The sequence below is a fragment of the Micrococcus sp. 093350064-1 genome, from assembly GCF_053627955.1.
The window spans coordinates 74,611-99,260 of record NZ_JBSEYU010000003.1 but is presented as its reverse complement, the minus strand read 5'-3'; the positions used below and the strand labels follow the sequence as shown (position 1 = coordinate 99,260).

Sequence of the window (24,650 nt, the reverse complement as noted above, 5' to 3'; positions counted from 1 at the left end):
GTCCCTGCGGGACAGACGGCGTGTCGTGACCACGGTGGCTCAGGGCGCGGCGACGCGGAGCACGCGTTCCCGGCCCACCCGGCGCAGGCCCACGGCGTCGGCGGCGCGCTGGGCGTCCCGGTCGCGCATCCCCACCCGCTCGACGACGACGGGCCGCGTCTCCAGCACGGCCGTCAGTTCGGCGTGGCGCGCCACGTGCGCGGCCCCGCCGTCCGGGTCGAGGGACAGCGCCTGCCGGTCGGCCGCGTGGAGCCAGGCCGCCGACACGTCCTCCACCGGGCGGCGCAGGTGCGCGCCGAGGGAGGCGTCGTCGAGCAGGTCGGAGACGTCGGCGTCCGCGAGGCGGGCCACGAGTGCGGGTGGCCCGGCGACCACCGCGGTCGTGTGCAGCAGGACCACGTGCAGCAGCTCCGGGTCGGCGTCCGCGGCGGGCGCGAGCACGACGCCCGGGTCCTCCCACGCCGTCGGCGCGACGCCGAGTCCCGCGGCCAGCCCGGTCCGCAGCGCGGCGGTCGCGTCGGCGCCCAGCACGTCGGCCGGCGCGACCGTGCCGAGGGCCAGCGGGTGGACGCCGAGCAGCCGGTTCAGGGCGCGGGCCTCGCGGTGCGCCCGGTCCACGAGGGCGGCCAGCTCGGGCGAGGTCTCCCCCACGAGCGGCAGCTCGCGCAACGTTGCGGCCCCCACCGGCACCCCGGCCTCGGCCGCGACCGCTGCCAGCGCGTCCCAGTGTCGCGTCTCCTCCTGGGCAGGCGTGCGGCCGCCGCCCGGCTCGTCCAGCCGCGGTCCGTGAGCAGAGGCACGCGGCGGCCGGAGGCCAGCTCCAGCTCGAGGGCGCAGTGGACGTCCACGGTCGACCGTGGGCGCCCCGGGGCGTCGGAGCGGGCGATCAGGCGGACGGGGGCGTCGTCGTCGGGGGTCATGGTCCGATCCTGACAGAGCCGCCCCGCCACACCTCGACGCGTCGGGGGCGGTTTCGGGCGGTACTCACGTCGAATACCACCGCAAACCGCCCCCGGACGGAAGCGTGCCGGACGGTGCCGGGACGCCGTCAGGCGGCTCAGGGCACCCGCGCGGTCCACTCGGGGGTCGTGAACTTGGTGCGGGCCAGCTGCTCGGCCTCCTCACGGGTGGCCTCGTCCAGCTCGACGCGGCGGGCGCCGTAGCGCTCCTCGAAGGTGGTCATCATGGTCTCCCAGATCTCGGCGCGGGAGACGCCGGTCTGGCGCCGGAGCGGGTCCACGCGCTTCTTCGCCGAGGTCACGCCCTTGCCGCGCAGCTTCTCCCGGCCGATGCGCAGCACCTCGAGCATCTTGTCCGCGTCGATGTCGTAGCTCATCGTCACGTGGTGCAGCAGCCCGGCCGTGCCCACCCGCTTCTGCGCGGCGCCGCCGATCTTCCCCTGGTCCGTGGCGATGTCGTTGAGCGGCTGGTAGAACGCGTGCACGCCGAGCCGGGAGAGCGCGTCCATGGTCCACTCGTCCAGGAACGGGTAGGTCTCCGCCGTCTCCAGCCCGTCGACCAGCGACGACGGCACGTGCATCGAGTACGTGACGCAGTTGTCCGCCTCCATGAACATCGCGCCGCCGCCGGAGATCCGCCGCACCACGTTGATGCCGTGCCGCCGCGCCCCCTCGGGGTCCACCTCGTTGGCGAGCGACTGGAAGGCGCCGATCACCACGGCCGGCTCGTTCCACTGCCACAGGCGCAGGGTCGGCTTGCGACGTCCCTCGGCCACCTGCCGGGTGAGCACCTCGTCCAGGGCCACGGTCAGCGCGATCGGCATCGGCTCCGGCCCGATGACCTCCCACTCGTGGTCCCCCCACGTGGTCGCCTTGCCGAGGGCCCGACGCACGGCCGAGGCGACCGCGAAGGCGTCCACGCCGAACAGCTCGGCCTCGGAGCGCAGCCCCCGCTCGACGGCCTCCCGGATGACCCGGTGCTCGGCGTCCGCGGACAGCCCGGCCACCGCCGCGTTGAGGTCCTCGAGCGCCTCGTCCGGCTCGAGGAAGAAGTCGCCGTTGATGCTCGCGGTCGCGATCCGGCCGTCCGCGAGGCTCAGGTCCGCCGCGACCAGCTTGCCGCCGATCACCTTGTATTCACCGTGGAGAGTCGTCATGCCCGCCAGCCTACGGGCGACGCGACGGGCCCCGCACCGCCCGGATCGCTCCGGGGGCCCGGGGCCCGTCGTCGTGGTGGGCGCGCGGCTCAGGCCGCCGCGGTCACTTCTTGCCGCCGAAGCCCTTGAAGCGGGCGTTGAAGCGCTCGACGCGGCCGGCGGTGTCCATGATGCGCTGCTTGCCCGTGTAGAACGGGTGCGAGGCGGCCGAGATCTCGACGTCGATCACCGGGTAGGTGTTGCCATCGGTCCACTCCGCGGTCTTCTCGGAGTTCGCGGTGCTGCGGGTGAGGATCTTCTCACCGGAGGCGAGGTCGTTGAAGATGACGTAGCGGTAATCCGGGTGGATCTCAGACTTCATGGTGCATCCTTCGTTTCAGCCGCCTGATTGGGACCAGGGGCGCGAGAGGTGTGGTCAGGGGGTCCGCCGGACGGCGGGCCAGCCGCCCACTCTACCGCACCCGGGCCGGTCAGCGTGCGCGCAGCTCCCACAGCGCGACCGCCGCGGCCGCGGCCACGTTCAGCGAGTCGACGCCGGCGGGCATGGGGATGACGACGTCGGCGTCGGTCTGGGCGAGGGTCTCGGGCCGGACCCCCGGCCCCTCCTGGCCGAGGACGAGGGCCAGACGCTCGGCGGTCCGCAGCGGCTCGATCCGAGCGGAGTCCAGGCCCACGGCCCGCTCCGTCACCTCGAGGGCGGCCACCGCGAACCCGGCCGCCCGCAGCGCGGGCAGCGACTCGGCGACCGGACCGGGCAGGCGCGCCCACGGCAGGCGGAACACCGTGCCCATCGAGACGCGGATGGCGCGCCGGTACAGCGGGTCGGCGGCCTGCGGGGTGAGCAGCAGTGCGTTCCAGCCGAGGGCGACGGCGGAGCGCACCACGGCGCCCAGGTTCGTGTGGTCCACGAGGTCCTCGGCGATGAGCACGCGCCGGGCGCCCGCGAGGACGTCGGCGAGCGGCCGGGGCGCGGGGCGGTCCATCGCGGCCAGGGCGCCGCGGTGCAGGTGGAAGCCGGTGAGGGCCTCGAGCACGTCGTCGGGTCCGGTGAAGACCGGGACGTCCGGATGGGCGGCGAGCACGTCCGCGAAGGACCCGCGGTAGCGGTCCCCCAGCAGGAAGGAGCGCGGGGTGTGCCCGGCGTCCAGCGCGCGGCGGACCACCTGGGAGGACTCGGCGAGGAAGACGCCGTGCTCCGCGTCGACGCGACGGCGCAGGGCCGCGTCCGTCATGGTCGTGTAGGGGGCCAGGCGGGGGTCGGCGAGGTCCTCGATCCGCTCCAGGCGCACCTCGCGGGTCCCGCCCTCACCCACCCGAGACCTGCCGCATCACCATGACCACCAGCCCGGCCAGGCCCACGATCACGATGGTGACGCGCAGCGCCGTCGGCGAGATGCGCCGCCCGATCCGCGCGCCCACGAGCCCGCCCACGAGCGAGGAGAGCGCGATCAACAGCACGGCCCGCCAGTCGATGCGGTCGAAGGCGAACACCAGGTAGAACGCCGCGGCGGTGAGGTTGACCACCAGCGACAGCCACGTCTTCACGGCGTTGGCGTGCACGAGGGTGCCGCCCACCAGCAGCACGCCGAAGATCGCCATGAGCATGACGCCCTGGGCGGCCACGAAGTAGCCGCCGTAGATGCCGGTCAGGAACACGAGCGTCCACAGCGTCGGGGTCACGGGGCCCACCGGCACGGGAGAGTCCGCGCCGGGGGTCGGTCCCTGGTCCTCCGCCCGACGCCTGACCCACCCCTGGATGCGCGGCTGCAGCACGACGACCGTCAGGGCCACCACGAGCAGCACCGGCGCGACGTAGCCGAACACGGCCGGGGGCAGCGTGGTGAGCAGCGCGGCGCCGATGACCCCGCCGAGCAGGGACGCGACGGTCAGCTTCGGCAGGAGCGCCCGGGACTGGGCCAGCTCGCGGCGGTACCCGTACGTGCCGGAGAAGCCCGAGGCCACCAGGCCCATCGCGTTGGAGACCTGGGCCGTCACGGGCGGGAACCCGACCGCCACGAGCGTCGGGAAGGTGACGAGCGTGCCCGAGCCGATCACCGAGTTGATCGTGCCGGCCCAGAACCCCGCGAGCAGCACGAGCAGGACCTGCCACAGGTCCATGCCCAGCAGCTGCGCGGTCAGCAGCCCCGTCACCGGGCCACGGCGGTGTACCGACCGCCTGTGCGGGTCACCTTCAGGTCCGTGCCGAACGCCGCGGAGAGGTGCTCCTCGGTGAGCGTCGACTCGATGGGCCCGGCCGCCACGACGCCGCCGTCCCGCAGCAGCAGGGCATGCGTGAAGCCCGGGGGCACCTCCTCGAGGTGGTGCGTGACGAGGACCAGCGCGGGCGCGTCCTCGTCCGTGGCGAGCGCCGTCAGCTGGCGCACGAGGTCCTCCCGCCCGGCGAGGTCCAGGCCCGCGGCGGGCTCGTCCAGCAGGAGCAGCTCGGGATCGGTCATCAGGGCACGGGCGATGAGCACGCGCTTGCGCTCACCGTCGGAGAGGGTGCCGAACGCGCGGTGCGCGAGGCGGGAGAGCCCCCAGGTCGCCACGAGGCCGAGCGCGCGGGCGCGATCCTCCGTCTCGTACCGCTCGCGCCACGTGCCGGTGATCCCGTAGGCGGCGGTGACGACGGCGTCCTGCACGGTCTCGTTCGCGGGCACCTGGGCGGCGAGCTGGGCGGAGGACAGGCCGATGCGCGGGCGCAGCTCGAACACGTCGACGGCGCCGAGCACCTCGTCCAGCACGCCGACGTCGCCGGCGGTCGGGTGCAGGCGGGCCGCGGCCAGCTGGAGCAGCGTGGACTTGCCGGCGCCGTTCGGGCCCATCACGATCCACCGCTGCCCCGCGCGGACCGTCCAGTCCAGGGGGCCGAGGATGTCGGTGGTGCCGCGGCGCACGCGCACGCGGCGCATCTGCAGCACGGCGTCCTCATCCGGGAGGAACCAGTCGTCGGGAGGCGCGGGGGTGGTCATGGGGGCCAGCCTAGTCCGGCCGGCCGGCGCGTCGCCGATGCGACGCACGCCCGGCCGCGCCCGCACCCCCGCCTAGGATGCCGCGCATGAGCACCCTGCGCCGCCTCGTCGTCACCGCCGACCCCGCCCTCCTCGTCACGGACGCGCCCCCGGCCGGCGTGCCCGACGACGCCGAGCGGCTCACCGACGACGGCCTGCTGGGCTGGCGCTTCGCCGCGGACGAGTGGGCGGCGGCCCCGGAGCCGGGCTCCGGGTGGGACGTGCTCACGCTGCCGGCGGCGGTCGCCGCCGCGCCGGCGCCCCTCGTGGTGACGGACGTGGACTCCACGCTGATCCGGCAGGAGGTCATCGAGCTGCTCGCCGCCCACGCCGGCCGCGAGGCCGAGGTCGCTGAGGTGACGGAGCGGGCGATGCGCGGTGAGCTCGACTTCGCCGCCTCGCTGCACGCGCGCGTCGAGGCGCTCGCGGGGCTGCCCGTGGGCGTCGTGGCGGACGTGGTGCGGGCCATCCGGCCCACCGACGGAGCCCTCGCGCTGATCGAGGCCATCACCGCGGCCGGCGGCCGGGTGTGCGCGGTCTCCGGCGGCTTCACCCAGGTGCTCGCCCCGCTGGCCGAGGCGTGGGGCGTGCACGCCTACTGCGCCAACGAGCTCGAGGTGCGGGACGGGCACCTGACCGGGAGGGTGCTCGGCGACGTCGTGGACCGCGCGGCCAAGGCCGCCATGCTGCGCGCCTGGGCCGAGGACGCGGGGCTCACCCCCGAGCAGGCCGTGGGCGTGGGCGACGGCGCCAACGACATCGATCTGCTCGAGGCGGCCGGCTGCGGCGTGGCGCTGTGCGCCAAGCCGATCCTCCGGGAGCACGCGGACGTCGTCGTCGACGTGCCCTCCTTCACCCCCCTGCGGTGGCTCCTCGGTCTCTGAGCCGCCCGAGCCGAGATGCCACGAGGGCCGGATCCCACGGATCCGGCCCTCGTGGTCAGGGGTGTGGTGCGGTTCAGTCCTGCCCGAGGAAGTCCTCGGCGCCGCCCACGAGCTCGGTGTGGCCGACCTCGAGGTCGTCGCGGCCCACGAGAGAGGCGATCTCGGCGGCGAACTCCTCCACCGAGTAGAGCTTGCCGGCGGCCTCGCGGCGGGCCTCGATGGCACCGGGCTCGGCGCGGTCGAGCAGGGTGGCGGTGATGGTGCCCTCGATCATGTCGCCGGAGACCACCACGAAGCCCACGCCCTTCTCCGTGAACGCGGGGATGCGCTCGCGCAGCGCGTCCTCGCCGGCGCGCTTGGAGCGGGCCACGGGCTCGTAGGAGTCCATGGTGGCGACCTCGTCGATGAAGTGCGCCTGGTGGGAGGTCACGAACACGATCTGCCCGCCGGCGCCCATGCGCTCCAGCGCGGCGTCGGCCAGCGCGGCCTGGGCGTCACGGTTGAGCTTCAGGGCGTAGTCCTCGCCGAACTGGGACTCCATGCCGCCCGAGGCGTTGAGCACGAGCACGTCGAGTGAGCCGAAGTGCTCCACGGCGGCGTCCAGCAGCGCGGCCCGGTCCTCGGCGACGGTCACGTCGCCGCCCACGGCCACGGCGCGGCCGCCGGCCTCCTCGATCCTCTGCACCACCTTGTTCGCGCGCGGCGCCTTCTGGCGGTAGTTCACCACGACGCCCGCGCCGCGGGCGGCCAGCAGCTCGGCGGTGGCGGCTCCGATGCCGCGGGAGGAGCCGGTGACGACGACGCCGCGTCCGGCCAGGTCCTGCTCGGTCATGTTCTGTGCTTCCTGTCTGCTCAGCGGTCGGTGGTCGTCAGTGGCCCATGCCCAGGCCGCCGTCCACGGGGATCACGGCCCCGGAGATGTACGCGGCCTCGTCCGAGGCCAGCCAGCGCACGACGCCGGCCACCTCCTCCGGGGCGGCGAAGCGGCCGGCCGGGATGGACGTCTTGTACTGGGCCTTGAGCTCGTCGTCGAGGGACTGCGTCATCTCGGTGTCGATGTAGCCGGGGGCCACGACGTTCGCGGTCATGCCGCGCGCGCCGAGCTCGCGCGTGATCGAGCGGGCCATCCCGACGAGGCCGGACTTGGAGGCGGCGTAGTTGACCTGGCCGGGCGAGCCGAGCAGGCCCACCACGGAGGAGATCAGGACGATGCGGCCGCGCTTCAGGCGTATCATGCCCTTGGTGGCGCGCTGCACCACGCGGAAGGCGCCGGTGAGGTTCGTGTCGATCACCGAGGTGAAGTCATCCTCGGACATGCGCAGCAGCAGCTGGTCGTGGGTGATCCCGGCGTTGGCCACGAGCACCTCGACCGGGCCGTGGGCCTGCTCGACCTCGCGGAAGGCCGCGTCCACGGAGGCCGCGTCCGTCACGTCGGCCCGGACCGCGAGGACCCCCTCCGGCCCCTCCCCCGAGCGGGAGGTGATGGCCACGCGGTCGCCGTTCGCGGCGAACGCCCGGGCGATGGCCAGGCCGATGCCGCGGTTGCCCCCCGTGACGAGGACGCTGCGGCCGGCGGCCTGCGCGTCCGCTGCGGGCGTGGTGGTCTGATCGGCCATGGGAACACCTTCCGGACGGGACGGGACTAGACTGGAGCACCGGCGCGGCGCCGTCGACGCCGTCCTGCGGGACGCCGCCGACGGCGGGCGCGCCGGCATGTGAACCACCACTCTACGTCCGCGGCCGCGCGGGGGCCCCGCAGGGCGCGACGTGCCAGGAGGATGCGCCATGACCAGCTCCGCCGCCGGCTCCCGAGCCGGCCGTCCCGCCCACGCCGGGCGCGGGGCGACACCGGAGGTCCAGGGGGTCACCACCGCCGCCGCCGGCCGCAGCGCGGACCGGGAGGCGCGCATGAGGGTCTACCTGGTCCAGATGCTGCTCCGCACCGCCTGCTTCGTCGCCGCGCTCTTCACCCACGGCTGGTGGCAGCTCGGGTTCATCCTCGGCGCGGTCGTGCTGCCCTACGTCGCCGTCGTGCGCGTGAACAACACCGGCCCGCAGCAGGCCGGCACCCTGCGCGCCGTGCCCGCCCAGGGACCGGCCCTGACCCCCCGCCCCGACGACGCGGCGGCGCCCGAGCCGGTCGTGCTCACCGGCGACCTCGTGGACGACCCGCGCGACCGTGCGCCACGGGCGCTGGGCCGAGGGTCCTCGTCCGCCGGCAGTCCCGGCCTGCCCGGACGGGGCGGCGCGTGATCGGCGCGGTCCCGGGTGAGCCGGGCATGGACCTGCTGGGCGCCCTCGCGTCCGGCCGCCTTGACCCCGCCGCCGGTGCCTCCACTGCCCGATCCCCGCACGCCGCCGTGGACGGGCCCGAGCGGCCGGTCTGCTCGCGTCGTGGCTGCACCGCGGAGGCCGCCTGGGCCCTGGAGTGGAACAACCCGCGCGTCCACGCCCCGGACCGCGTGAAGACCTGGCTGGCCTGCACGGACCATCGGCCCTTCCTGGACGACTTCCTGAGCGCCCGCGGCTTCCTGCGGCGCTCCCGCCCGCTCGATCCGGCCGCCACGCAGGCGCCCGAGGTCGACACGCCCGAGACCCCGCAGGAGCCCCCGCGCCCATGAGCACCCCCGCCCCCATGACGGACCCGACCGCCCGCGACGCCGAACGCCTTCCTGCCCTGCGCTTCGGCTTCCTCGCCACCGGCCCGTGGATCCTCGGCTTCGTGGTGTGCGTCCTCTTCGCCTTCCTGTGCCATGCGCTCGCGCAGTGGCAGTGGGACCGCCGCGTGGAGGTCCAGCACCGCGTCAACCGCGTCCTGGAGAACTACGACGACGACCCGGTTCCGTTCGCCGAGGCCTCCCGGCTGTTCACCGCGTTCCAGACCGACGACGAGTGGACGCCCGTGACACTGACCGGCGAGTACCTCGTCGACGAGACGCTCATCGTCCGCAACCGCCCCCGGGCCGGCCAGCCCGGCTACGAGGTGCTCGTGCCGTTCCGGACGGACGAGGGCCCCGTCGTCGTGGTGGACCGCGGCTGGCTCCCGGTGGGCAACAGTCCGGGTCAGCCGGACGCCGTGCCGGCCCCGCCCGCCGGCCACGCCGAGGTCGTGGTGCGGGTCAAGCCCGGGGAGCCGGCCCTGGACCGCGACGCCCCGGAGGGCCAGGTGCCCTCGATCGACCTCGCCGAGATCGCCGACACCGTGGGCGGGCCCGTGGCCGGGACGGCCTACGGGATCATGGTCACGGAGGACCCGGCGGTGGAGCCGATGCCGCAGAAGCTCGTCGAGCCCACCCTCGACGAGGGCCCGCACCTGTCCTACGCGATCCAGTGGTACCTGTTCGCGGCCATGGGCTTCGGGGTGTGGGGGTACTCCGCGTGGATGCGCGCCCGCAACGACCGGGCCGACGCCCTCGACGACGCCGCGGACGACGGGCTGCTCTCCGCTCACCGGGTCCCCCGCGCCAAGCCGGTCCGGCGGCGCGACGGGCGGCTCACGGATGAGGAGGCCGAGGACGCGCTCTTCGACTGAGCCCGCCCTCCGCCTCGGCGGCCCGCGCACTCAGGCGAGGGTGATGAGGTCCCTGTAGTCGTCGTTCCAGAGGTCCTCGACCCCGTCCGGCAGCAGCACCACGCGCTCGGGGTCGAGCGCCTCGACGGCGCCCTCGTCGTGGGTCACGAGCACCACGGCGCCCTCGTACTGCTGCAGCGCGTTCAGGATCTCCTCGCGGCTGGCGGGGTCGAGGTTGTTCGTGGGCTCGTCCAGCAGCAGCACGTTCGCGCTCGAGGCCACGAGCGTGGCCAGCGCCAGGCGGGTCTTCTCGCCACCGGAGAGGACGCGGGCGGGCTTGTCGACGTCGTCGCCCTGGAAGAGGAACGATCCGAGCAGCGTGCGCGCCTGGGTGTCGCCGAGCTGCGGGGCGGCGTGGCGCATGTTGTCCAGGACCGACGCGTCCTGGTCCAGGGTGTCGTGCTCCTGGGCGAAGTAGCCCAGCTTGAGCCCGTGGCCCGCCTGGACCTCGCCGGTGTCCGGGGTCTCCTCCCCGGCGAGCATGCGCAGCAGCGTCGTCTTGCCGGCGCCGTTGTAGCCCAGGATCACCACGCGCGAGCCGCGGTCGATCGCCAGGTCCACTCCCGTGAAGATCTCGAGCGAGCCGTAGGACTTGGAGAGGTTCTCGGCGCGCAGCGGCGTCTTGCCGGAGGCCTGCGGGGTGGGGAAGCGGATCGCGGCCACGCGGTCGACCGCGCGCTCGCCCTCGACGCCGCGCATGAGCCGCTCGGCGCGCTTGATCATGTTCTGCGCGGCGGTGGCCTTGGTCGCCTTGGCACGCATCTTCTCGGCCTGGGCCATGAGGGCCGAGGCCTTCTTCTCCGCGTTGGCGAACTCCCGGCGGCGGCGCGCCTCGTCCTGCTGGCGCTGGGCGAGGTAGTTCTTCCACGTCATGTTGTAGACGTCCATGGTCTGCCGGTTCGCGTCCAGGTAGAGGACCTTGTTCACGGTCATCTCCATGAGCTCCACGTCGTGCGAGATCATCAGGAGGCCGCCGGAGTAGGTCTTCAGGTAGTCGCGCAGCCACACGATCGAGTCGTGGTCGAGGTGGTTGGTGGGCTCGTCCAGCAGCATGATGTCCGCGTCGGAGAAGAGGATGCGGGCGAGCTCCACGCGGCGGCGCTGGCCGCCGGAGAGGGTGTGCAGCGGCTGGTCCAGCACGCGGTCCGGCAGGCCGAGGTTGGACGTGATCCGGGCGGCCTCGGACTCGGCCGCGTAGCCGCCGCGGGCCTCGAACTCCGCCTCCAGGCGGGAGTAGCGGTTCATCGCCCGCTCCCGCTCGGCGTCGTCGACGGCGGCCATCCCGGCCTCGGCCTCGCGCATGCGCCGGATGGTCTGGTCCAGGTCGCGGGCGGAGAGGATGCGGTCGCGGCCGGACTGGTCCATGTCCTCGACCTTGGGGTCCTGGGGCAGATAGCCGATGCGCCCGGTCCGGGTCACGGTGCCCGCCGTGGGCTGCCCGCCGCCGGCCAACACCTTGGTCAGCGTCGTCTTGCCGGCGCCGTTGCGCCCCACGAGGCCGACCTTGTCCCCCTTGTCCACGCGGAAGTTCACCTCGTCCATGAGGAGACGGGCGCCCACGCGCAGTTCGACATCGGTGACGGTCAGCATGGGGGTGTCAGACTCCAAGGGTCGAGGGGGGAACAGGGGTGCATCGGCGGGGCCCGGCCGATCTCGACGGGCGGGGGCCAGCGCGGTGCCGGGCCAGTCTAGTCCGTCTACACTCTGGCCCCATGAGCTTCAACGAGAACGTGCAGATCGACGCCGGCCGGGCCCGATCGGGCGGTGGCGGCGGGCTGGGGGGCCGGGGCATCGCCATCGGCGGTGGCGGCGGCCTGCTCGCGGTGCTGCTCGCGATCTTCGCCCCCGGGCTGGCCGAGCAGCTCGGGATCGACACGGGTGGCGGGTCCGTCGGCCAGAGCCAGTACCAGCAGCAGACGGGCTCGGGCGGCCAGAGCCAGCCCCTCTCGGACGAGGAGTGCGCCAGCGGTGCGGACGCCAACCAGAACACCGACTGCCGCGTCGTCGCGACCACCGAGGCCGCGGACGAGTTCTGGGGCGAGTACCTCGCGCAGTTCTCGGACATCCAGTGGCGCCAGCCGCAGCTCACCCTGTTCCAGGGCGGCGTGAGCACCGGCTGCGGCAGCGCCTCCTCGGCCACGGGCCCGTTCTACTGCCCGGCGGACGAGTCCATGTACTTCGACACCGCGTTCTTCGAGACGCTGCAGACCGACTTCGGCGCCGAGGGCGGACCGCTGGCGGAGGAGTACATCGTGGCGCACGAGTACGGCCACCACGTCCAGCAGGTGACCGGCTACCTGCAGCACTCGAAGGACGGGACCACCGGCCCCACCTCCGGCGCCGTGCGCGCGGAGCTGCAGGCCGACTGCTTCGCCGGCATGTGGGCCGGGCACGCCGCCTCCACCGTGGACCCCGAGTCCGGTGCGCCGTTCCTGAAGCCGATCTCGCAGGGCCAGCTGCGCCAGGCCATCGACGCGGCCTCCGCCGTGGGCGATGACCGCATCCAGTCCACCCACACCGGCCGGGTGGACCCCGAGGCGTTCACGCACGGCACCTCGGAGCAGCGCATGGCCTGGTTCATGCGCGGCTACCAGAGCTCCCAGCAGGAGCCCGACATCCGCCAGTGCGACACCTTCCGGGCCTCCTCCCTGGACATCTGAGCCGGGAGCGCCGGGGCGCCTGCCGGCCCGTCCGCACTCCCCCACCACGACGGCGGCCCGTCACCTTCTGCGCGAAGGTGACGGGCCGCCGTCGTGGTCCGGGCCGGATCAGATGTTGAAGCCGAGGGCGCGCATCTGGTCGCGACCGTCCTCGGTGATCCGCTCGGGGCCCCACGGGGGCATCCAGACCCAGTTCAGCCGCCACTCGTCCACCATGGTGCCGATCGCGCGGGAGACCTGGTCCTCGATCTCGTCCGTGAGCGGGCAGGCCGCGGTGGTCAGGGTCATGTCCACGAGCAGCGCGCCGTCGTCGGCGTAGTGCAGCCCGTAGAGCAGGCCCAGGTCCACGACGTTGACGCCCAGCTCCGGGTCGATCACGTCCTTGAGGGCCTCACGGATGTCCTCCGTGGGCGCCTGGTTCGTGGTCTCCGTCATCTCAGGCCCCCGCCGCGGCCTTCTCGAAGCGGGCGTAGCCCTCGGCCTCGAGCTGCTCGGCGAGCTCCGGGCCGCCGGACTCGGCGACGCGGCCGTCCACCAGCACGTGCACGTGGTCCGGCTTGATGTAGTTGAGGATCCGCGTGTAGTGGGTGATCAGCAGGGTGCCCATCTCGTTCTGCGCCTGGGCGCGGTTGACGCCCTCGGAGACGATGCGCAGCGCGTCGACGTCGAGGCCGGAGTCGGTCTCGTCGAGGATCGCGAACTTGGGCTTGAACAGCTCGAGCTGGAGGATCTCGGCGCGCTTCTTCTCGCCGCCGGAGAAGCCCTCGTTGACGTTGCGGTTCATGAACGCCGGGTCGATCTGCAGGGCCTCGAAGGCGCCCTTGACGTCCTTGGTCCAGGTGCGCAGCGAGGGGGCCTGGCCGTCGAGCGCGGTCTTGGCGGTGCGCAGGAAGTTGGTCATGGTGACGCCCGGGATCTCCACGGGGTACTGCATGGCCAGGAAGAGGCCGGCCTGGGCGCGCTCGTCGACGCCCATCTCCAGGACGTCCTCACCGTCGAGGGTGATGGAGCCGGAGGTGACCTCGTAGCGCGGGTGGCCGGCGATGGTCGAGGCCAGGGTGGACTTGCCGGAGCCGTTCGGGCCCATGATCGCGTGGGTCTCGCCCGTCTCGATGGTCAGGGAGAGGCCCTTCAGGATCTCCTTGGGGCCGTTCTCGGTCGCGATCTGCACGTGCAGGTCGGTGATCTGCAGGGTTGCCATGGTGGTTCTCCTCGGGTGGAAGGCGGTGGGGTCTGCGGGGCGTCGGTCAGAGCTGCGCGATGCGGAGCTCGTCCTCCATGACGGCGGTCAGCTCGTCCTCGACGTCGCCGATGCCGATCTTCTGGATGATCTCGTTGAGGAAGCCGCGCACGATCAGGCGGCGGGCCTCGGTCTCGGGGATGCCGCGGGCCATCAGGTAGAACAGCTGGGTCTCGTCGAAGCGGCCGGTCGCGGACGCGTGGCCCGCCCCCTCGATCACGCCGGTCTCGATCTCCAGGTTCGGCACCGAGTCCGCGCGCGCCCCGTCGGAGAGCAGCAGGTTCTGGTTCTTCTCGTACGTGTCCGTGCCCTCGGCCTCCTTGCGGATCAGCACGTCGCCCACCCACACGGTGCGCGCGTCCGTGCCCTGCAGGGCGCCCTTGTAGAGCACGTTCGAGACGCAGTCCGGCTGGTTGTGGTCCACGAACAGGCGGTTCTCGAGGTGCTGCCCGGCGTCGGCGAAGTACAGGCCGTACATCTCGGCCTCACCGCGCTCGGCGGCGAACCGCGCGGTCGGGGTCAGCCGCACCACGCCGCCGCCGTAGGACACGGCCACGTGCTTGAAGTGCGCGTTCGTGGCGACCGAGGCCTGCTGGGCCGAGACGTGCACGGCATCGCCCTCCCAGGCCTGCAGCGCGACCACGTTCAGGCGGGCGTCGCGGCGCACGTCGAACTCGACGTTCTGGGCCAGCACGGCGGTGCCGCGGTGGGCGATCACGACGTCGGCCTGCGCGTTCTCCTCCACGAGCACGGTCAGGTGCATCGCGGCCGGGTCGGCGGAGGAGCCGACGACGTCGATGCGCACCGGCTCGGCGACCTCGCCGGAGATCGTGACGACGGTGGCCTCGGAGACCGAGTTCCAGGCCGCGGCGGACACGCGGTCGTCGGGGGTCAGGACGGAGCCGACGCGGGCGTCGTCGCGGGCCACGGTCTCCACCGTGACGCCGGCCTGCTCGGCCACGGCCACGGCGGGCGCGGCACCGGTCAGGCGCGCGTCGTCGCCCTCGGGCAGGTGCAGCCCGCCCAGGCGCTTGAGCGGGGTGAAGCGCCAGTCCTCCTCGCGCCCCGTGAGCACGGGGAAGTCGGACAGCTCGAAGGAGCTGAGGCGATCGGCGCGCGAGCCCGCGGCGTTGCGCTCCCGGCCCCCGGCCCGGGCGGCCGGGTTCTGCGCGACGGTGAGCTTCTCGCCCTCCTCGCCCATGCCCGGGATCATGGTCCGCTGGGTGTTCTCCACGGTGTCGGTCATGTCAGCCCACCGATCCTTCCATCTGCAGTTCGATCAGCTTGTTGAGCTCGAGCGCGTACTCCATGGGCAGCTCGCGGGCGATCGGCTCGATGAAGCCGCGCACGATCATGGCCATGGCCTCGTCCTCGGACATGCCGCGGCTCATGAGGTAGAAGAGCTGCTCCTCGGACACCTTCGAGACGGTCGCCTCGTGGCCGAGGGTCACGTCGTCCTCGCGGATGTCGATGTACGGGTACGTGTCGGAGCGGGAGACCGTGTCCACGAGCAGGGCGTCGCACACCACCGAGTTCGCGGAGCCGTTCGCGCCCTCGGCGATCTGCACCAGGCCGCGATAGGCGGCGCGGCCGCCGCTGCGGGCCACGGACTTGGACACGATCGAGGAGTTCGTGTGCGGGGCCATGTGCACCATCTTGGAGCCGGTGTCCTGGTGCTGGTCCTTGCCCGCGAACGCGACGGAGAGGGTCTCGCCGGTGGCGTGCTCGCCGGTCAGGTACACGGCCGGGTACTTCATGGTCACCTTGGAGCCGATGTTGCCGTCGATCCACTCCATGGTGCCGCCGGCCTCGACCACGGCGCGCTTGGTCACGAGGTTGTACACGTTCGTGGACCAGTTCTGGATGGTGGTGTAGCGCACGCGGGCGTTCTTCTTCACCACGATCTCCACGACGGCCGAGTGCAGCGAGTCGGACTGGTAGATCGGGGCGGTGCAGCCCTCGATGTAGTGCACGTACGAGTCCTCGTCCGCGATGATCAGCGTCCGCTCGAACTGGCCCATGTTCTCCGTGTTGATGCGGAAGTAGGCCTGCAGCGGGATCTCCACGTGCACGCCCTTGGGCACGTACACGAAGGAGCCGCCGGACCACACGGCCGTGTTCAGGGAGGCGAACTTGTTGTCGCCGACCGGGATCACGGTGCCGAAGTACTCCTCGAAGATCTCCGGGTGCTCCTTGAGCGCGGTGTCGGTGTCGAGGAACACGACGCCCTGCTCCTCCAGGTCCTCGCGGATCTGGTGGTAGACGACCTCGGACTCGTACTGGGCGGCGACGCCGGCCACGAGACGCTCGCGCTCGGCCTCGGGGATGCCCAGGCGCTCGTAGGTGTTGCGGATGTCCTCGGGCAGGTCCTCCCAGGTCTTGGCCTGGCCCTCGGTGGAGCGCACGAAGTACTTGATGTTGTCGAAGTCGATGCCGGACAGGTCCGGGCCCCACGCCGGCATCGGCTTGCGCTCGAAGTACTTGAGGGCCTTGAGGCGCAGGTCGCGCATCCACTCCGGCTCGTCCTTCTTGCCGGAGATGTCGCGCACGACGTCCTCGTTCAGACCGCGGACGGCCTTCTCGCCGGCCGCGTCGGAGTCGGCCCAGCCGTACTGGTAGGCGCCGATGGCGTTGAGCTCGGGGTTCTTGTCGAGGATCTCCTGGATCACGCCGGGGTCGGCGGTCTCCGCGGAGTCCCGCTGGACGATCTGGTCGGTCATCTCAGCCTCTCTCACTAGTCACTGCGGTCGGGGTCGGTCGGGTGGTCGGCGGGAGCCGGGGCGTGGCCCGCGCGGCTCAGTCGCGGCCCAGCGGCACGTGTGTGGTGCACACGTGGGCGCCGGCGGCGAGGGTCGAGAGCCGGCGCACGTCCACCTCGAGCAGGCGGGCGAACAGCGCGGTCTCCTCTTCACAGAACTCCGGATGGCGGGCGGGAATTCCCTGGAACGGGCAGTGCCCCTGGCAGACCTGGTCCGCGCGGAGGGTGGGCGCCAGGCCCGCGCCGAAGTGGCGCAGCGTGCCGGCGTAGCCGGCCTCGTCGAGGACCCGCGCGAGGATCCGGGTGCGGTCCTGCAGCGCGGTCTCCCGGCCGTCGACGGCGGCCGTGAAGCGCTCCTCGATCTCCCGGAAGGCGTGGCGCGCGGTGCGGCGCACCTCCTCCTCCCCGCCGAGCTCCTCGAGGCGGGCCAGGGTGTCCAGGGCGACGGCGAGGTGGTCCTTGGGCAGGTGCTCCTGCGCGTGCGAGGTGACCACGTAGCGACGGGAGGGCCGTCCCGCGCCGCGGGCCGCGGTGACCCGCTTGACCTCGACGAGCGAGTCCTCCTCGAGCGCGTCCAGATGGCGGCGCACGGCGGCCGCGGTCAGCTCCAGCTCGCGGCCGATCTCGGCCGCGCTCACGGGTCCACGCGTCAGGACCAGCTGCAGCACACGCTCGCGCGTGCCCTCGGCCGGGGCCGGAGCGGGGGGCGACGCAGACTGATCCGAATACACCACGCCATCATGACCTATTGATCTGGAACGGTTCAAGTGAGGCTCACCTGGCTTGATGACGCCCGCGGCGGAACCCGCCGCAGGCCCGGGCACCCCCGGCCCCACGAGCCGGGGTCGCAGGGCCCGAGGACTAGACTGGCACAGTGCCCCGACCTCCCCTGACCCCGGATCCCGTGCCGCGCGACGAGCCCGTCCTGCGCCTGAGCGACGTCCACCGGAGCCTCGGCCGCGGCCGGTCCCGCACCCCCGTCCTGCGGGGCGTCGACCTCACCGCCCGTGCCGGCGCCGTCACGGTGCTGCTCGGCCCCAACGGGGCCGGCAAGTCCACCACCCTCGGCCTCTGCCACGGCATGGACCGGCCCGACGCCGGCACCGTGCGCGTCTTCGGCGCAGACCCGTGGCGGGCCTCCGCCGACCTGCGCGCCCGCATCGGCGTGATGTGGCAGGAGGGCGGCCTGCCGCCCGCGATCCCCGCCCGCCGCTTCGTCGGCCACGTGGCGTCCCTGTACCGCGACCCGCTGCCCGTCGAGCCGCTGCTGGAGCGCCTGCTGATCGCCGAGGTCGCCGGCCGCCCCCTGCGCCGCCTCTCCGGCGGCCAGCGCCAGCGCGTCGCGCTCGCGGCCGCCCTCGTCGGCCGGCCGGACATGCTGTTCCTCGACGAGCCCACCGCGGGCCTCGACCCGGAGACCCGGCCCGTCGTGCACGACGTCGTGCGGGAACAGACCGACCGCGGCGCCGCCGTGCTGCTGACCACGCACCTGCTCGACGACGCCGAGCGGCTCGCGGACGACGTCGCCATCCTGCGCGCCGGCCGCGTGGTGCGCTCCGGCCCGCTGTCCGAGCTCACGCGCGTGGCCGAGGGCGACGTCGTCGACGTGGACTTCGGCGACGCCTCCCCCGACGCCGTCCGCGCCTGGGCGGACACCCTGCCCGCGCCGCTGCGCGCGGCCGGCCTCGGCGAGTCCGCCCGCCTGCGCGTGGCCGGCGTCCGCGGCCCGGACGACCTGGCCGTCCTCGCGGCGAGCTGGCGGGAGCACGCCCTGATGCCCACCCGATTCGAGCGCGCCGGACTGCGCCTCGAGCAGATCCTCCGGGAGACCGCCGCATGAGCACGCCCGTCGTCGACCACCGCGCCCCGGCCGGCACCGGAGCCCACGCGGGCGCCGCCCCGCTGGCCGCCCGCGTCCTGCGTCAGGCCGGCTACGAGACCGGCACCGCGCTGCGCAACGGCGAGCAGCTGCTCGTGACCGTGGTGCTGCCCCTGCTCGCGCTCGTGGGCGTGCACGTCACCGGCCTGCTCGACGCCCCGGGCCGATCGGGCCTGGACGTGGCCGTGCCCGGCGTGCTCGCCTTGGCCGTGATCAGCTCCGCGTTCACGGCCACCGCGATCGCCACGGGCTTCGAGCGTCGCTACGACGTGCTCGCCGCCCTGGCCACCACCCCGCTGGGCACGCTCGGCCTCGTCGCCGGCAAGGCCCTGGCGGTGGTGGCCCTCCTGCTGGTGCAGGTGAGCGTGATCGGCGGCGTCGGCCTGGCGCTCGGGTGGCGTCCGGACCCCGAGGGGATCCTGCCGGCCCTGGTCGCCCTCGCACTGGGGGCCGCCGCCTTCACGGCCCTCGGGCTGCTGCTCGCCGGCACGGCCCGGCCGGAGGCGACCCTCGCCGTCGCCAACCTGCTGTGGGTGCTGTTCGGCGCCGTCGGCGGCACGGTGTTCCCCGCCCGGGTCCCCGGCGTGGGCCTGCTCCCTTCCGGCGCGCTGGGCACGGCCCTGCGGGCCGCCCTCCTGGACGGGGCCTGGTCGCCCGTCCCCCTGCTCGTGCTCACCCTGTGGGGCGCCGTGGCCGTCGCGGCCGCGCTCCGCTGGTTCCGCTGGCGGCCCTGAGCCGTTCCCCGTCCCCCTGCATCGAACGATCGGAAGGACACCGTGTCCACCACCACCCCCGCGGCCCGGACCGCCCCGGCCGGACTCGCCGCCCGTCTGCCGCAGCGCCTCTCGAAGGCCACCATGGCCCTCGCCGTGGCGTCACTGGCGTCCGAGATCGGCATCATCGTCACCGGCGGCGCCGTGCGCCTCACCGGCTCCGGCCTGGGCTGCCCCACGTGGCCCAAGTGCTCGCCCGAGTCCCTCACCAACACCCCGGAGATGGGCATCCACGGCTACATCGAATTCGGCAACCGGACGCTGACGTTCGTCCTGGTGGTCATCGCCGCCGCCATGTTCCTGTCCCTGTGGAACCTGCGCGGCACCCACCGGAGCCCCTTCTGGCTCTCCGTGGGCCTGCTGGCCGGCATTCCCGCGCAGGCCCTCGTGGGCGGCGTCGTGGTCCTGACGAATCTGAACCCGTGGTGGGTGGCCGGCCACTTCATCGTGTCCTCGATCATGGTGGCCGTGGCGACCCTGCTCGTGGTGCGCATCGCCGCCGAGCGCCGTGCCGGCCGGGCGGGGGTGCCCCTCGTGGACGGCGCCACCACCGGCCGGTCCCGTGCCGCCGCCTGGGCGGCGTTCGCGCTGACGTGGGCCGCCGTGTACCTGGGCACCGTGGTGACCGGCACGGGCCCGCACTCCGGCGACCCCGGCTCGCCGCGCCACGAGTTCGACCCGCTGCTGGTCACGCGTGCCCACGTGGTCCCGGTGTACCTGCTCCTGGCGGCCGCCCTGGTCCTGTTCTTCACGGTGCGCCGCGCGGCCGGCGCCTCCCGCCTGCAGCGCGCCGCCGTGCTGCGGCTCCTGCTCGCCCTCGTGTTCCAGGCCGCCGTGGGCTACACCCAGCACTTCACGGGCCTGCCGATCGGTGTGGTCCTGCTGCACATGCTCGGCTCGGCACTGCTCGTGGCGTCGGCGACGGAGGCCTGGGACCGGCAGGTCGCCCGCTACGTCACGGCCGGACCCGGTGCCGCGGTCGAGACCGCCACGCCCGCGCGCACCGTCGCTGCGGGCTGACACCCCGCGCACGCGAACGGCCCCGCACCGGCTGGTGCGGGGCCGTCGTCGTCTGCGTCCCGGGGAGCGCCCGGGGCGGACCCGAGGTCAGGCGCCGAAGTGCATCAGCGGCGCACCCACGAACGGGTCCACGGCCAGGGCGATGAACAGCAGCGTCAGATAGGTGATGGAGAGGTGGAAGACCTTCATGGCCTTGCGGTCCTCGAAGTCCTCGCGCTGGGCCTGCACCTGCAGCACGTGGGACTCCCAGATGAACCAGCCTCCGACGACGAGCGCGACCGCGGTGTAGACGATGCCGGCCCAGCCCATCGGCACGAGCAGGAGGGAGCACGCCACGGTGGCCCACGCGTAGAGCACGACCTGGTTGGAGACGTGGCGCGCGGAGGCGATGGCGCCGAGCATCGGCACGTCGGCCTGCTGGTAGTCGCGCTTGTACTTCATGGACAGCGGCCAGTAGTGCGGGGGCGTCCACAGGAAGACCACGAGGAACAGCACGATGGCCGGCCACTCGACGGTCTCGCGCACGGCCGCCCAGCCGATCAGCACGGGGAAGCAGCCGGCGATGCCGCCCCACACGATGTTCTGCTCCGTGCGGCGCTTGAGCACGAGCGAGTACACGACCACGTAGAAGAAGATGGCGGCCACGCCCAGGCCGGCCGCCAGCCAGTTGGCGCCGAACCCGAGGATCAGGATGGACACGACCGTCTGCACCCACGCGAACACGAGGGCCTCGCGGGGGGTGACCTCGCCGGTGACGAGCGGCCGGTTCTCGGTGCGCTTCATGACCCGGTCGATGTCGCGGTCGATGTAGCAGTTGAAGGTGCCGGAGGCGCCGGCGGCGAGCGCACCGCCGACGAGCGTGGCGATCATGGTGAGCACGTCCGGGAAGCCGCGCTGCGCGAAGATCATGGTCGGCAGCGTGGTCACCAGCAGCAGCTCGATCACCCGGGGCTTCGTCAGCTCGACGTACGCCCGGACCTTGCGGCGCAGGGGCAGCGGGGACCGGTCGACGACGCCGGGCTCGGCGGCGGCGACGCGGGCGGCGGACGGCGACTCCAGGGAGGATGACATCTGCTTCTCACGGTGAGGGGACGGTGGGCGTGCCCGTCCCGGGGTTCGGATCGGCCACTCGGGCGGTCCGCCTGCGGTCAGGCCTTGACCCAGTCTACTCGTGTCAACGGCTGTTCGCCCGGGGGCGAAGCATGTCATGAGGCGCCCGGTCGGGCCCGCCCCGCCGTCGCGCGGCTAGGCTGGGACGACGGCCCCGCGCCGCGACGCCCCGGCGTCGGCCGGGGCCGCACCCCGACGCTCCCGATCCGCCAGGAGAGAACCCGTGACCGACGCCGCGCAGCCGTCCACCCCCCCGACCCTGGACCGGGTGGCCCCGGCCCGCGGGTTCGTCTACTCGGAGCAGGACCGCCGGATGGTGGACACGCTCAAGGCGCTCTCGGCGGACGCCGTGGAGAAGGCCGGGCACGGCCACCCCGGCACCGCGATCTCGCTGGCCCCCGTGGCGTGGCAGCTGTACCAGAACGTCATGCACCTGGACCCCACGGACGACCGCTGGGAGGGCCGGGATCGCTTCATCCTCTCCGCGGGCCACGCCTCGCTCATCCAGTACCTGCAGTTGTTCGCCGCGGGCGCCGGGCTCGAGATCGAGGACATCCAGGGGCTGCGCACCGAGGGATCCAGGACCCCGGGCCACCCGGAGTACGGCCACACCCACGGCGTCGAGGTGACCACGGGTCCGCTGGGCCAGGGCCTGGCGATGGGCGTCGGCTTCGCGTACGAGCAGCGCCGCGTGCGCGGGCTGATGGACCCCGACGCCGCCCCCGGCACCTCCCCGTTCGACCACCACGTGTTCGTGCTCGCCTCCGACGGGGACATCCAGGAGGGCGTCGCCGCCGAGGCCTCCTCGCTGGCCGGGCACCAGGAGCTCGGGAACCTGGTCGTCGTCTACGACGCGAACCGCATCTCGATCGAGGACGACACGGACATCGCGTTCACCGAGGACGTGGTCCGCCGCTACGAGGCCTACGGCTGGCACGTGCAGGAGGTCGACTGGACCAACGGCGCCCAGGGCCACGCCGTGACCGAGTACACGGAGGACGTGGAGGCCCTGTACGACGCCCTCGTCGCGGCCAAGGCCGAGACCGGCCGGCCCTCGCTGATCAAGCTGCGCACCGTGATCGGCTGGCCCTCCCCCACGAAGCAGAACACCGGCGGCATCCACGGCTCCAAGCTCGGCACGGACGAGGTCGCCGGCCTCAAGGAGAGCCTCGGGCTGGACCCGACCAAGACCTTCGACGTCGACCCCGAGCTCCTGGCCCGCGCCCGGTCCATCGCCGAGCGCTCGGCAGAGTACCGCCGCGGCTGGGAGGCGGCGTTCCAGGCCTGGCGCGAGGCGAACCCGGAGAACGCGCGGCTGTACGACCGACTGGCCGGACGAGAGCTGCCCGCTGGCTTCGCGGACGCGTTCCCGTCCTGGGACGCGGACGAGAAGGGCCTGGCCACGCGCGCGGCCTCCGGAGAGGTGCTCACGGCCCTCGCGCCGGTCATGCCCGAGCTCTGGGGCGGCTCGGCCGACCTCGCCGGGTCGAACAACACCACCATGAAGGGCGAGCCCTCCTTCATCCCGGCCCGCCGCTCCACCGCCACGTGGCAGGGCCACGAGTACGGCCGCACCCTGCACTTCGGCGTCCGCGAGTTCGCGGCCGGGGCGATCGTCAACGGCATCACGATCGGCGGCCTGACCCGTGCCTACATGGGCACGTTCCTGACGTTCTCCGACTACATGCGCCCCGCCGTCCGCCTGGCCGCCCTCATGGGCACCCCGAGCACGTACGTGTGGACGCACGACTCCATCGGCCTCGGCGAGGACGGCCCCACGCACCAGCCGGTGGAGCACCTGGCCGCCCTGCGGGCCATCCCCGGGCTCGACGTCGTCCGCCCGGCCGACGCCAACGAGACCGCGTGGGCGTGGCGGACGGTGCTCGAGCACCGGGACCGCCCGGCCGGACTCGTCCTGTCCCGGCAGAGCCTGCCCGTGCTCCCCCGGGACACGGACGGCTTCGCCCCCGCCTCGGGCGTGGCCCGCGGCGCCTACGTCCTCATCGACGCCACGGATGCCGACGGCGCGCCGACGCCGGCCCGCGCGCTGCTGATCGCGACCGGCTCCGAGGTCTCCGTGGCCGTGCGGGCCCGCGCGCTGCTGCAGGCCGACGGCGTCCCGACCCGCGTCGTCTCCGCCCCCTGCCTCGAGTGGTTCGCCGAGCAGGACGAGGCCTACCGGGCCGAGGTCCTGCCCGACGGCCCCGACGCCCCGGTCCGCGTCTCCGTCGAGGCCGGCATCGCGATGCCGTGGTTCGAGCACACGGTGACGGCCTCCTCCCCGGGCGCCCGCGTGAGCCTCGAGCACTACGGCGAGTCGGCCGACGGCGCCCGCCTGATGGAGAAGTACGGATTCACTGGCGAGCACGTCGCCGAGGTGACCCGCGGCCTCCTCTGAGGCCCGGCGCCCACGGCGCCCCGAGCACGTCCACCCCGAAGGGAAGGCACCCGCAGACCATGAGCACCCCGCAGAACCCGAACACCGCCGCGCTGGCCCAGGCCGGTGTGTCGATCTGGCTCGACGACCTCTCCCGCACGCGGCTGGACGAGGGCACGCTCGAAGAGCTGATCGCCACCCGCTCGGTCACCGGCGTCACCACGAACCCGTCCATCTTCGCGGTCGCCCTCGCGGACGCGGGCGCCTACCAGGGACAGCTGCGCGAACTCGCCGCGGCCGGCGCCTCGGTGGACGAGGCCGTCGTCGCCCTGACGACCGAGGACGTGCGCCGCGCCGCCGACGTGCTCGCGCCCGTCCACGAGCGCACCGGCGGGGCGGACGGCTTCGTCTCCCTTGAGGTCGATCCGCGCCTGGCCCGCGACGCCGCCGGCACCGTGGCGCAGGCCCGCGAGCTGGCGGCGGCCGTCGACCGTCCCAACCTCATGGTGAAGATCCCCGCGACCGTGGAGGGCCTGTCCGCCATCGCGGACGTGCTCGGCGCGGGCATCAGCGTGAACGTGACCCTGATCTTCTCCCTGCCCCGCTACCGCCGGGTGCTCAACGCCTGGCTCACCGGCCTGGAGAAGGCCCGGGCGAACGGGCACGACGTCCGCCGCCTCCACTCGGTGGCCTCCTTCTTCGTCTCCCGTGTGGACACGGAGGTCGACGCGCGGCTGCGCGCGATCGGCACCCCCGAGGCCGAGGCGCTGACCGGCCGGGCCGCCGTCGCCAACGCGCGCCTGGCCTACCGAGCCTTCGAGCAGGCCCTGGACTCGGAGCGCTGGCGCCTGCTCGAGGCGGCCGGCGCCCCCGTGCAGCGGCCCCTGTGGGCCTCCACCGGCGTCAAGGACCCCGCCCTGCCGGACACGCTGTACGTCACCGAACTCGTGGCACCGCACACCGTGACCACCCTGCCGGAGAAGACCCTCGAGGCGGTCGCCGACCACGGGGTGATTGCGGCGGACACCGTCACGGGCGCCTACGCCGAGGCCGATGCCCTGCTCGACGCGGTCGGCGCGGCAGGCGTGTCCTACCAGGACGTCGTGGACGTGCTGGAGACTGAGGGCCTGGAGAAGTTCGAGGCCGCGTGGGACGAGCTGCTCGGCTCGGTCCGCTCCGGGCTCGACGCCCATCGCTGACCGCACCCGCCCCCCGACCCCGCCGCCCGCTCGCCACGCGCACGGAAGGACC

At 73.5% G+C, this 24,650-nt stretch carries 25 protein-coding genes; 10 read left to right on the top strand and 15 right to left on the bottom strand.

From position 1 onward, the window contains the following. Positions 1–39: 39 nt before the first annotated feature. The 6 genes from ACUW6W_RS04360 to ACUW6W_RS04335 form a co-directional block, all read right to left on the bottom strand. Complete coding sequence (locus ACUW6W_RS04360; RefSeq protein WP_230277982.1) at positions 40–669, bottom strand: hypothetical protein; 630 nt, start codon at positions 667–669, stop codon at positions 40–42. A gap of 388 nt (positions 670–1,057) precedes the next feature. Then, on the bottom strand, positions 1,058–2,116 hold the full coding sequence (locus ACUW6W_RS04355) for a lipoate--protein ligase family protein (RefSeq protein WP_127435501.1): 1,059 nt from the start codon (positions 2,114–2,116) through the stop codon (positions 1,058–1,060). 103 nt (positions 2,117–2,219) lie between these two features. Next, entirely contained in the window at positions 2,220–2,477 is a 258-nt protein-coding gene (locus tag ACUW6W_RS04350) for a type B 50S ribosomal protein L31 (RefSeq protein WP_036336843.1), read from the bottom strand. 109 nt (positions 2,478–2,586) lie between these two features. Beyond that, the gene (locus tag ACUW6W_RS04345) at positions 2,587–3,429 is read right to left on the bottom strand and encodes a TrmH family RNA methyltransferase (RefSeq protein WP_454179853.1); all 843 of its coding nucleotides are present in this window, start codon (positions 3,427–3,429) and stop codon (positions 2,587–2,589) included. After that, positions 3,422–4,267: a sulfite exporter TauE/SafE family protein gene (locus ACUW6W_RS04340; protein ID WP_041103831.1), complete on the bottom strand. Its 846-nt coding sequence runs from the start codon at positions 4,265–4,267 to the stop codon at positions 3,422–3,424. The genes ACUW6W_RS04345 and ACUW6W_RS04340 overlap by 8 nt, the downstream gene beginning before the upstream one ends. Then, positions 4,264–5,088: an ABC transporter ATP-binding protein gene (locus ACUW6W_RS04335; protein WP_052520061.1), complete on the bottom strand. Its 825-nt coding sequence runs from the start codon at positions 5,086–5,088 to the stop codon at positions 4,264–4,266. The genes ACUW6W_RS04340 and ACUW6W_RS04335 overlap by 4 nt, the downstream gene beginning before the upstream one ends. A gap of 86 nt (positions 5,089–5,174) precedes the next feature. On the opposite strand from ACUW6W_RS04335, the gene serB reads away from it, so the two are divergent. Beyond that, on the top strand, positions 5,175–6,011 hold the full coding sequence (gene serB, locus ACUW6W_RS04330) for a phosphoserine phosphatase SerB (RefSeq protein WP_134377167.1): 837 nt from the start codon (positions 5,175–5,177) through the stop codon (positions 6,009–6,011). A gap of 73 nt (positions 6,012–6,084) precedes the next feature. Here serB and ACUW6W_RS04325 read toward each other — a convergent pair whose 3' ends face one another. Both ACUW6W_RS04325 and ACUW6W_RS04320 read right to left on the bottom strand, forming a co-directional pair. Further along, on the bottom strand, positions 6,085–6,843 hold the full coding sequence (locus tag ACUW6W_RS04325) for an SDR family oxidoreductase (protein WP_127435562.1): 759 nt from the start codon (positions 6,841–6,843) through the stop codon (positions 6,085–6,087). A 37-nt stretch (positions 6,844–6,880) separates the two neighbouring features. Continuing rightward, the gene (locus ACUW6W_RS04320) at positions 6,881–7,627 is read right to left on the bottom strand and encodes a beta-ketoacyl-ACP reductase (RefSeq protein WP_127435563.1); all 747 of its coding nucleotides are present in this window, start codon (positions 7,625–7,627) and stop codon (positions 6,881–6,883) included. Between the two features lie 169 nt (positions 7,628–7,796). Between ACUW6W_RS04320 and ACUW6W_RS04315 the strand changes: the two genes are divergently transcribed. The 3 genes from ACUW6W_RS04315 to ACUW6W_RS04305 are packed head-to-tail and all read left to right on the top strand — an operon-like array spanning position 7,797 to position 9,543. Beyond that, complete coding sequence (locus ACUW6W_RS04315; protein WP_134377165.1) at positions 7,797–8,264, top strand: DUF3099 domain-containing protein; 468 nt, start codon at positions 7,797–7,799, stop codon at positions 8,262–8,264. Beyond that, entirely contained in the window at positions 8,261–8,632 is a 372-nt protein-coding gene (locus tag ACUW6W_RS04310; RefSeq protein ID WP_036336831.1) for a hypothetical protein, read from the top strand. Before ACUW6W_RS04315 ends, ACUW6W_RS04310 begins: the two co-directional genes overlap by 4 nt. Next, on the top strand, positions 8,629–9,543 hold the full coding sequence (locus ACUW6W_RS04305) for an SURF1 family cytochrome oxidase biogenesis protein (protein WP_127435199.1): 915 nt from the start codon (positions 8,629–8,631) through the stop codon (positions 9,541–9,543). The genes ACUW6W_RS04310 and ACUW6W_RS04305 overlap by 4 nt, the downstream gene beginning before the upstream one ends. Before the next feature lie 30 nt (positions 9,544–9,573). On the opposite strand, the gene abc-f is transcribed toward ACUW6W_RS04305, so the two are convergent. Next, the gene (gene abc-f / locus ACUW6W_RS04300) at positions 9,574–11,172 is read right to left on the bottom strand and encodes a ribosomal protection-like ABC-F family protein (protein WP_060974284.1); all 1,599 of its coding nucleotides are present in this window, start codon (positions 11,170–11,172) and stop codon (positions 9,574–9,576) included. Between the two features lie 122 nt (positions 11,173–11,294). Here abc-f and ypfJ point away from each other — a divergent pair, with 122 nt between their 5' ends. Continuing rightward, positions 11,295–12,242, top strand: a complete 948-nt coding sequence (gene ypfJ / locus ACUW6W_RS04295) for a KPN_02809 family neutral zinc metallopeptidase (RefSeq protein WP_127435200.1) — start codon at positions 11,295–11,297, stop codon at positions 12,240–12,242. A 108-nt stretch (positions 12,243–12,350) separates the two neighbouring features. On the opposite strand, the gene ACUW6W_RS04290 is transcribed toward ypfJ, so the two are convergent. From ACUW6W_RS04290 to ACUW6W_RS04270, 5 genes are all read right to left on the bottom strand, one after another. Continuing rightward, entirely contained in the window at positions 12,351–12,677 is a 327-nt protein-coding gene (locus ACUW6W_RS04290; protein ID WP_002855327.1) for a metal-sulfur cluster assembly factor, read from the bottom strand. Position 12,678: 1 nt separating this feature from the next. Continuing rightward, positions 12,679–13,443, bottom strand: coding sequence for a Fe-S cluster assembly ATPase SufC (sufC, locus tag ACUW6W_RS04285; protein WP_127435201.1), 765 nt, complete (start codon positions 13,441–13,443; stop codon positions 12,679–12,681). A 46-nt stretch (positions 13,444–13,489) separates the two neighbouring features. Then, positions 13,490–14,728, bottom strand: coding sequence for a Fe-S cluster assembly protein SufD (gene sufD / locus ACUW6W_RS04280; RefSeq protein ID WP_101967463.1), 1,239 nt, complete (start codon positions 14,726–14,728; stop codon positions 13,490–13,492). A gap of 1 nt (position 14,729) precedes the next feature. Continuing rightward, positions 14,730–16,202 carry a Fe-S cluster assembly protein SufB gene (gene sufB / locus ACUW6W_RS04275; RefSeq protein ID WP_036315257.1) on the bottom strand — a complete coding sequence of 491 codons (1,473 nt, stop codon included), beginning with the start codon at positions 16,200–16,202 and terminating at the stop codon, positions 14,730–14,732. A gap of 76 nt (positions 16,203–16,278) precedes the next feature. Beyond that, positions 16,279–16,971, bottom strand: a complete 693-nt coding sequence (locus tag ACUW6W_RS04270) for a helix-turn-helix transcriptional regulator (RefSeq protein ID WP_223247562.1) — start codon at positions 16,969–16,971, stop codon at positions 16,279–16,281. A gap of 143 nt (positions 16,972–17,114) precedes the next feature. On the opposite strand from ACUW6W_RS04270, the gene ACUW6W_RS04265 reads away from it, so the two are divergent. The 3 genes from ACUW6W_RS04265 to ACUW6W_RS04255 are packed head-to-tail and all read left to right on the top strand — an operon-like array spanning position 17,115 to position 19,912. After that, positions 17,115–18,080: an ABC transporter ATP-binding protein gene (locus ACUW6W_RS04265; RefSeq protein WP_230277980.1), complete on the top strand. Its 966-nt coding sequence runs from the start codon at positions 17,115–17,117 to the stop codon at positions 18,078–18,080. Continuing rightward, entirely contained in the window at positions 18,077–18,853 is a 777-nt protein-coding gene (locus tag ACUW6W_RS04260) for an ABC transporter permease (protein ID WP_134377164.1), read from the top strand. The genes ACUW6W_RS04265 and ACUW6W_RS04260 overlap by 4 nt, the downstream gene beginning before the upstream one ends. Before the next feature lie 42 nt (positions 18,854–18,895). Next, the gene (locus tag ACUW6W_RS04255) at positions 18,896–19,912 is read left to right on the top strand and encodes a COX15/CtaA family protein (protein WP_049147877.1); all 1,017 of its coding nucleotides are present in this window, start codon (positions 18,896–18,898) and stop codon (positions 19,910–19,912) included. An 87-nt stretch (positions 19,913–19,999) separates the two neighbouring features. Here the strand turns inward: ACUW6W_RS04255 and ACUW6W_RS04250 are convergent, their stop codons facing one another. Next, the gene (locus ACUW6W_RS04250; RefSeq protein ID WP_049147876.1) at positions 20,000–20,983 is read right to left on the bottom strand and encodes a heme o synthase; all 984 of its coding nucleotides are present in this window, start codon (positions 20,981–20,983) and stop codon (positions 20,000–20,002) included. A gap of 262 nt (positions 20,984–21,245) precedes the next feature. On the opposite strand from ACUW6W_RS04250, the gene tkt reads away from it, so the two are divergent. Next, positions 21,246–23,420 (top strand): transketolase, encoded by a 2,175-nt coding sequence (tkt, locus tag ACUW6W_RS04245; protein WP_095353369.1) that lies wholly within the window; start codon positions 21,246–21,248, stop codon positions 23,418–23,420. 59 nt (positions 23,421–23,479) lie between these two features. Next, entirely contained in the window at positions 23,480–24,598 is a 1,119-nt protein-coding gene (tal, locus tag ACUW6W_RS04240) for a transaldolase (RefSeq protein ID WP_036338557.1), read from the top strand. The last annotated feature ends 52 nt before the right edge of the window (positions 24,599–24,650 follow it).

Excerpts from the sequence above, each read along its gene's own strand:
- ACUW6W_RS04315 (WP_134377165.1), top strand. The coding sequence starts at position 7,797 with ATGACCAGCTCCGCCGCCGGCTCCCGAGCCGGCCGTCCCGCCCACGCC.
- tal (WP_036338557.1), top strand. The coding sequence starts at position 23,480 with ATGAGCACCCCGCAGAACCCGAACACCGCCGCGCTGGCCCAGGCCGGT.
- ACUW6W_RS04305 (WP_127435199.1), top strand. The coding sequence starts at position 8,629 with ATGAGCACCCCCGCCCCCATGACGGACCCGACCGCCCGCGACGCCGAA.
- sufB (WP_036315257.1), bottom strand. The coding sequence starts at position 16,202 with ATGACCGACCAGATCGTCCAGCGGGACTCCGCGGAGACCGCCGACCCC.
- ACUW6W_RS04350 (WP_036336843.1), bottom strand. The coding sequence starts at position 2,477 with ATGAAGTCTGAGATCCACCCGGATTACCGCTACGTCATCTTCAACGAC.
- ACUW6W_RS04290 (WP_002855327.1), bottom strand. The coding sequence starts at position 12,677 with ATGACGGAGACCACGAACCAGGCGCCCACGGAGGACATCCGTGAGGCC.
- sufC (WP_127435201.1), bottom strand. The coding sequence starts at position 13,443 with ATGGCAACCCTGCAGATCACCGACCTGCACGTGCAGATCGCGACCGAG.
- abc-f (WP_060974284.1), bottom strand. The coding sequence starts at position 11,172 with ATGCTGACCGTCACCGATGTCGAACTGCGCGTGGGCGCCCGTCTCCTC.
- ACUW6W_RS04335 (WP_052520061.1), bottom strand. The coding sequence starts at position 5,088 with ATGACCACCCCCGCGCCTCCCGACGACTGGTTCCTCCCGGATGAGGAC.
- ACUW6W_RS04260 (WP_134377164.1), top strand. The coding sequence starts at position 18,077 with ATGAGCACGCCCGTCGTCGACCACCGCGCCCCGGCCGGCACCGGAGCC.
- ACUW6W_RS04320 (WP_127435563.1), bottom strand. The coding sequence starts at position 7,627 with ATGGCCGATCAGACCACCACGCCCGCAGCGGACGCGCAGGCCGCCGGC.
- ACUW6W_RS04325 (WP_127435562.1), bottom strand. The coding sequence starts at position 6,843 with ATGACCGAGCAGGACCTGGCCGGACGCGGCGTCGTCGTCACCGGCTCC.
- serB (WP_134377167.1), top strand. The coding sequence starts at position 5,175 with ATGAGCACCCTGCGCCGCCTCGTCGTCACCGCCGACCCCGCCCTCCTC.
- ACUW6W_RS04250 (WP_049147876.1), bottom strand. The coding sequence starts at position 20,983 with ATGTCATCCTCCCTGGAGTCGCCGTCCGCCGCCCGCGTCGCCGCCGCC.
- sufD (WP_101967463.1), bottom strand. The coding sequence starts at position 14,728 with ATGACCGACACCGTGGAGAACACCCAGCGGACCATGATCCCGGGCATG.
- ypfJ (WP_127435200.1), top strand. The coding sequence starts at position 11,295 with ATGAGCTTCAACGAGAACGTGCAGATCGACGCCGGCCGGGCCCGATCG.
- ACUW6W_RS04355 (WP_127435501.1), bottom strand. The coding sequence starts at position 2,116 with ATGACGACTCTCCACGGTGAATACAAGGTGATCGGCGGCAAGCTGGTC.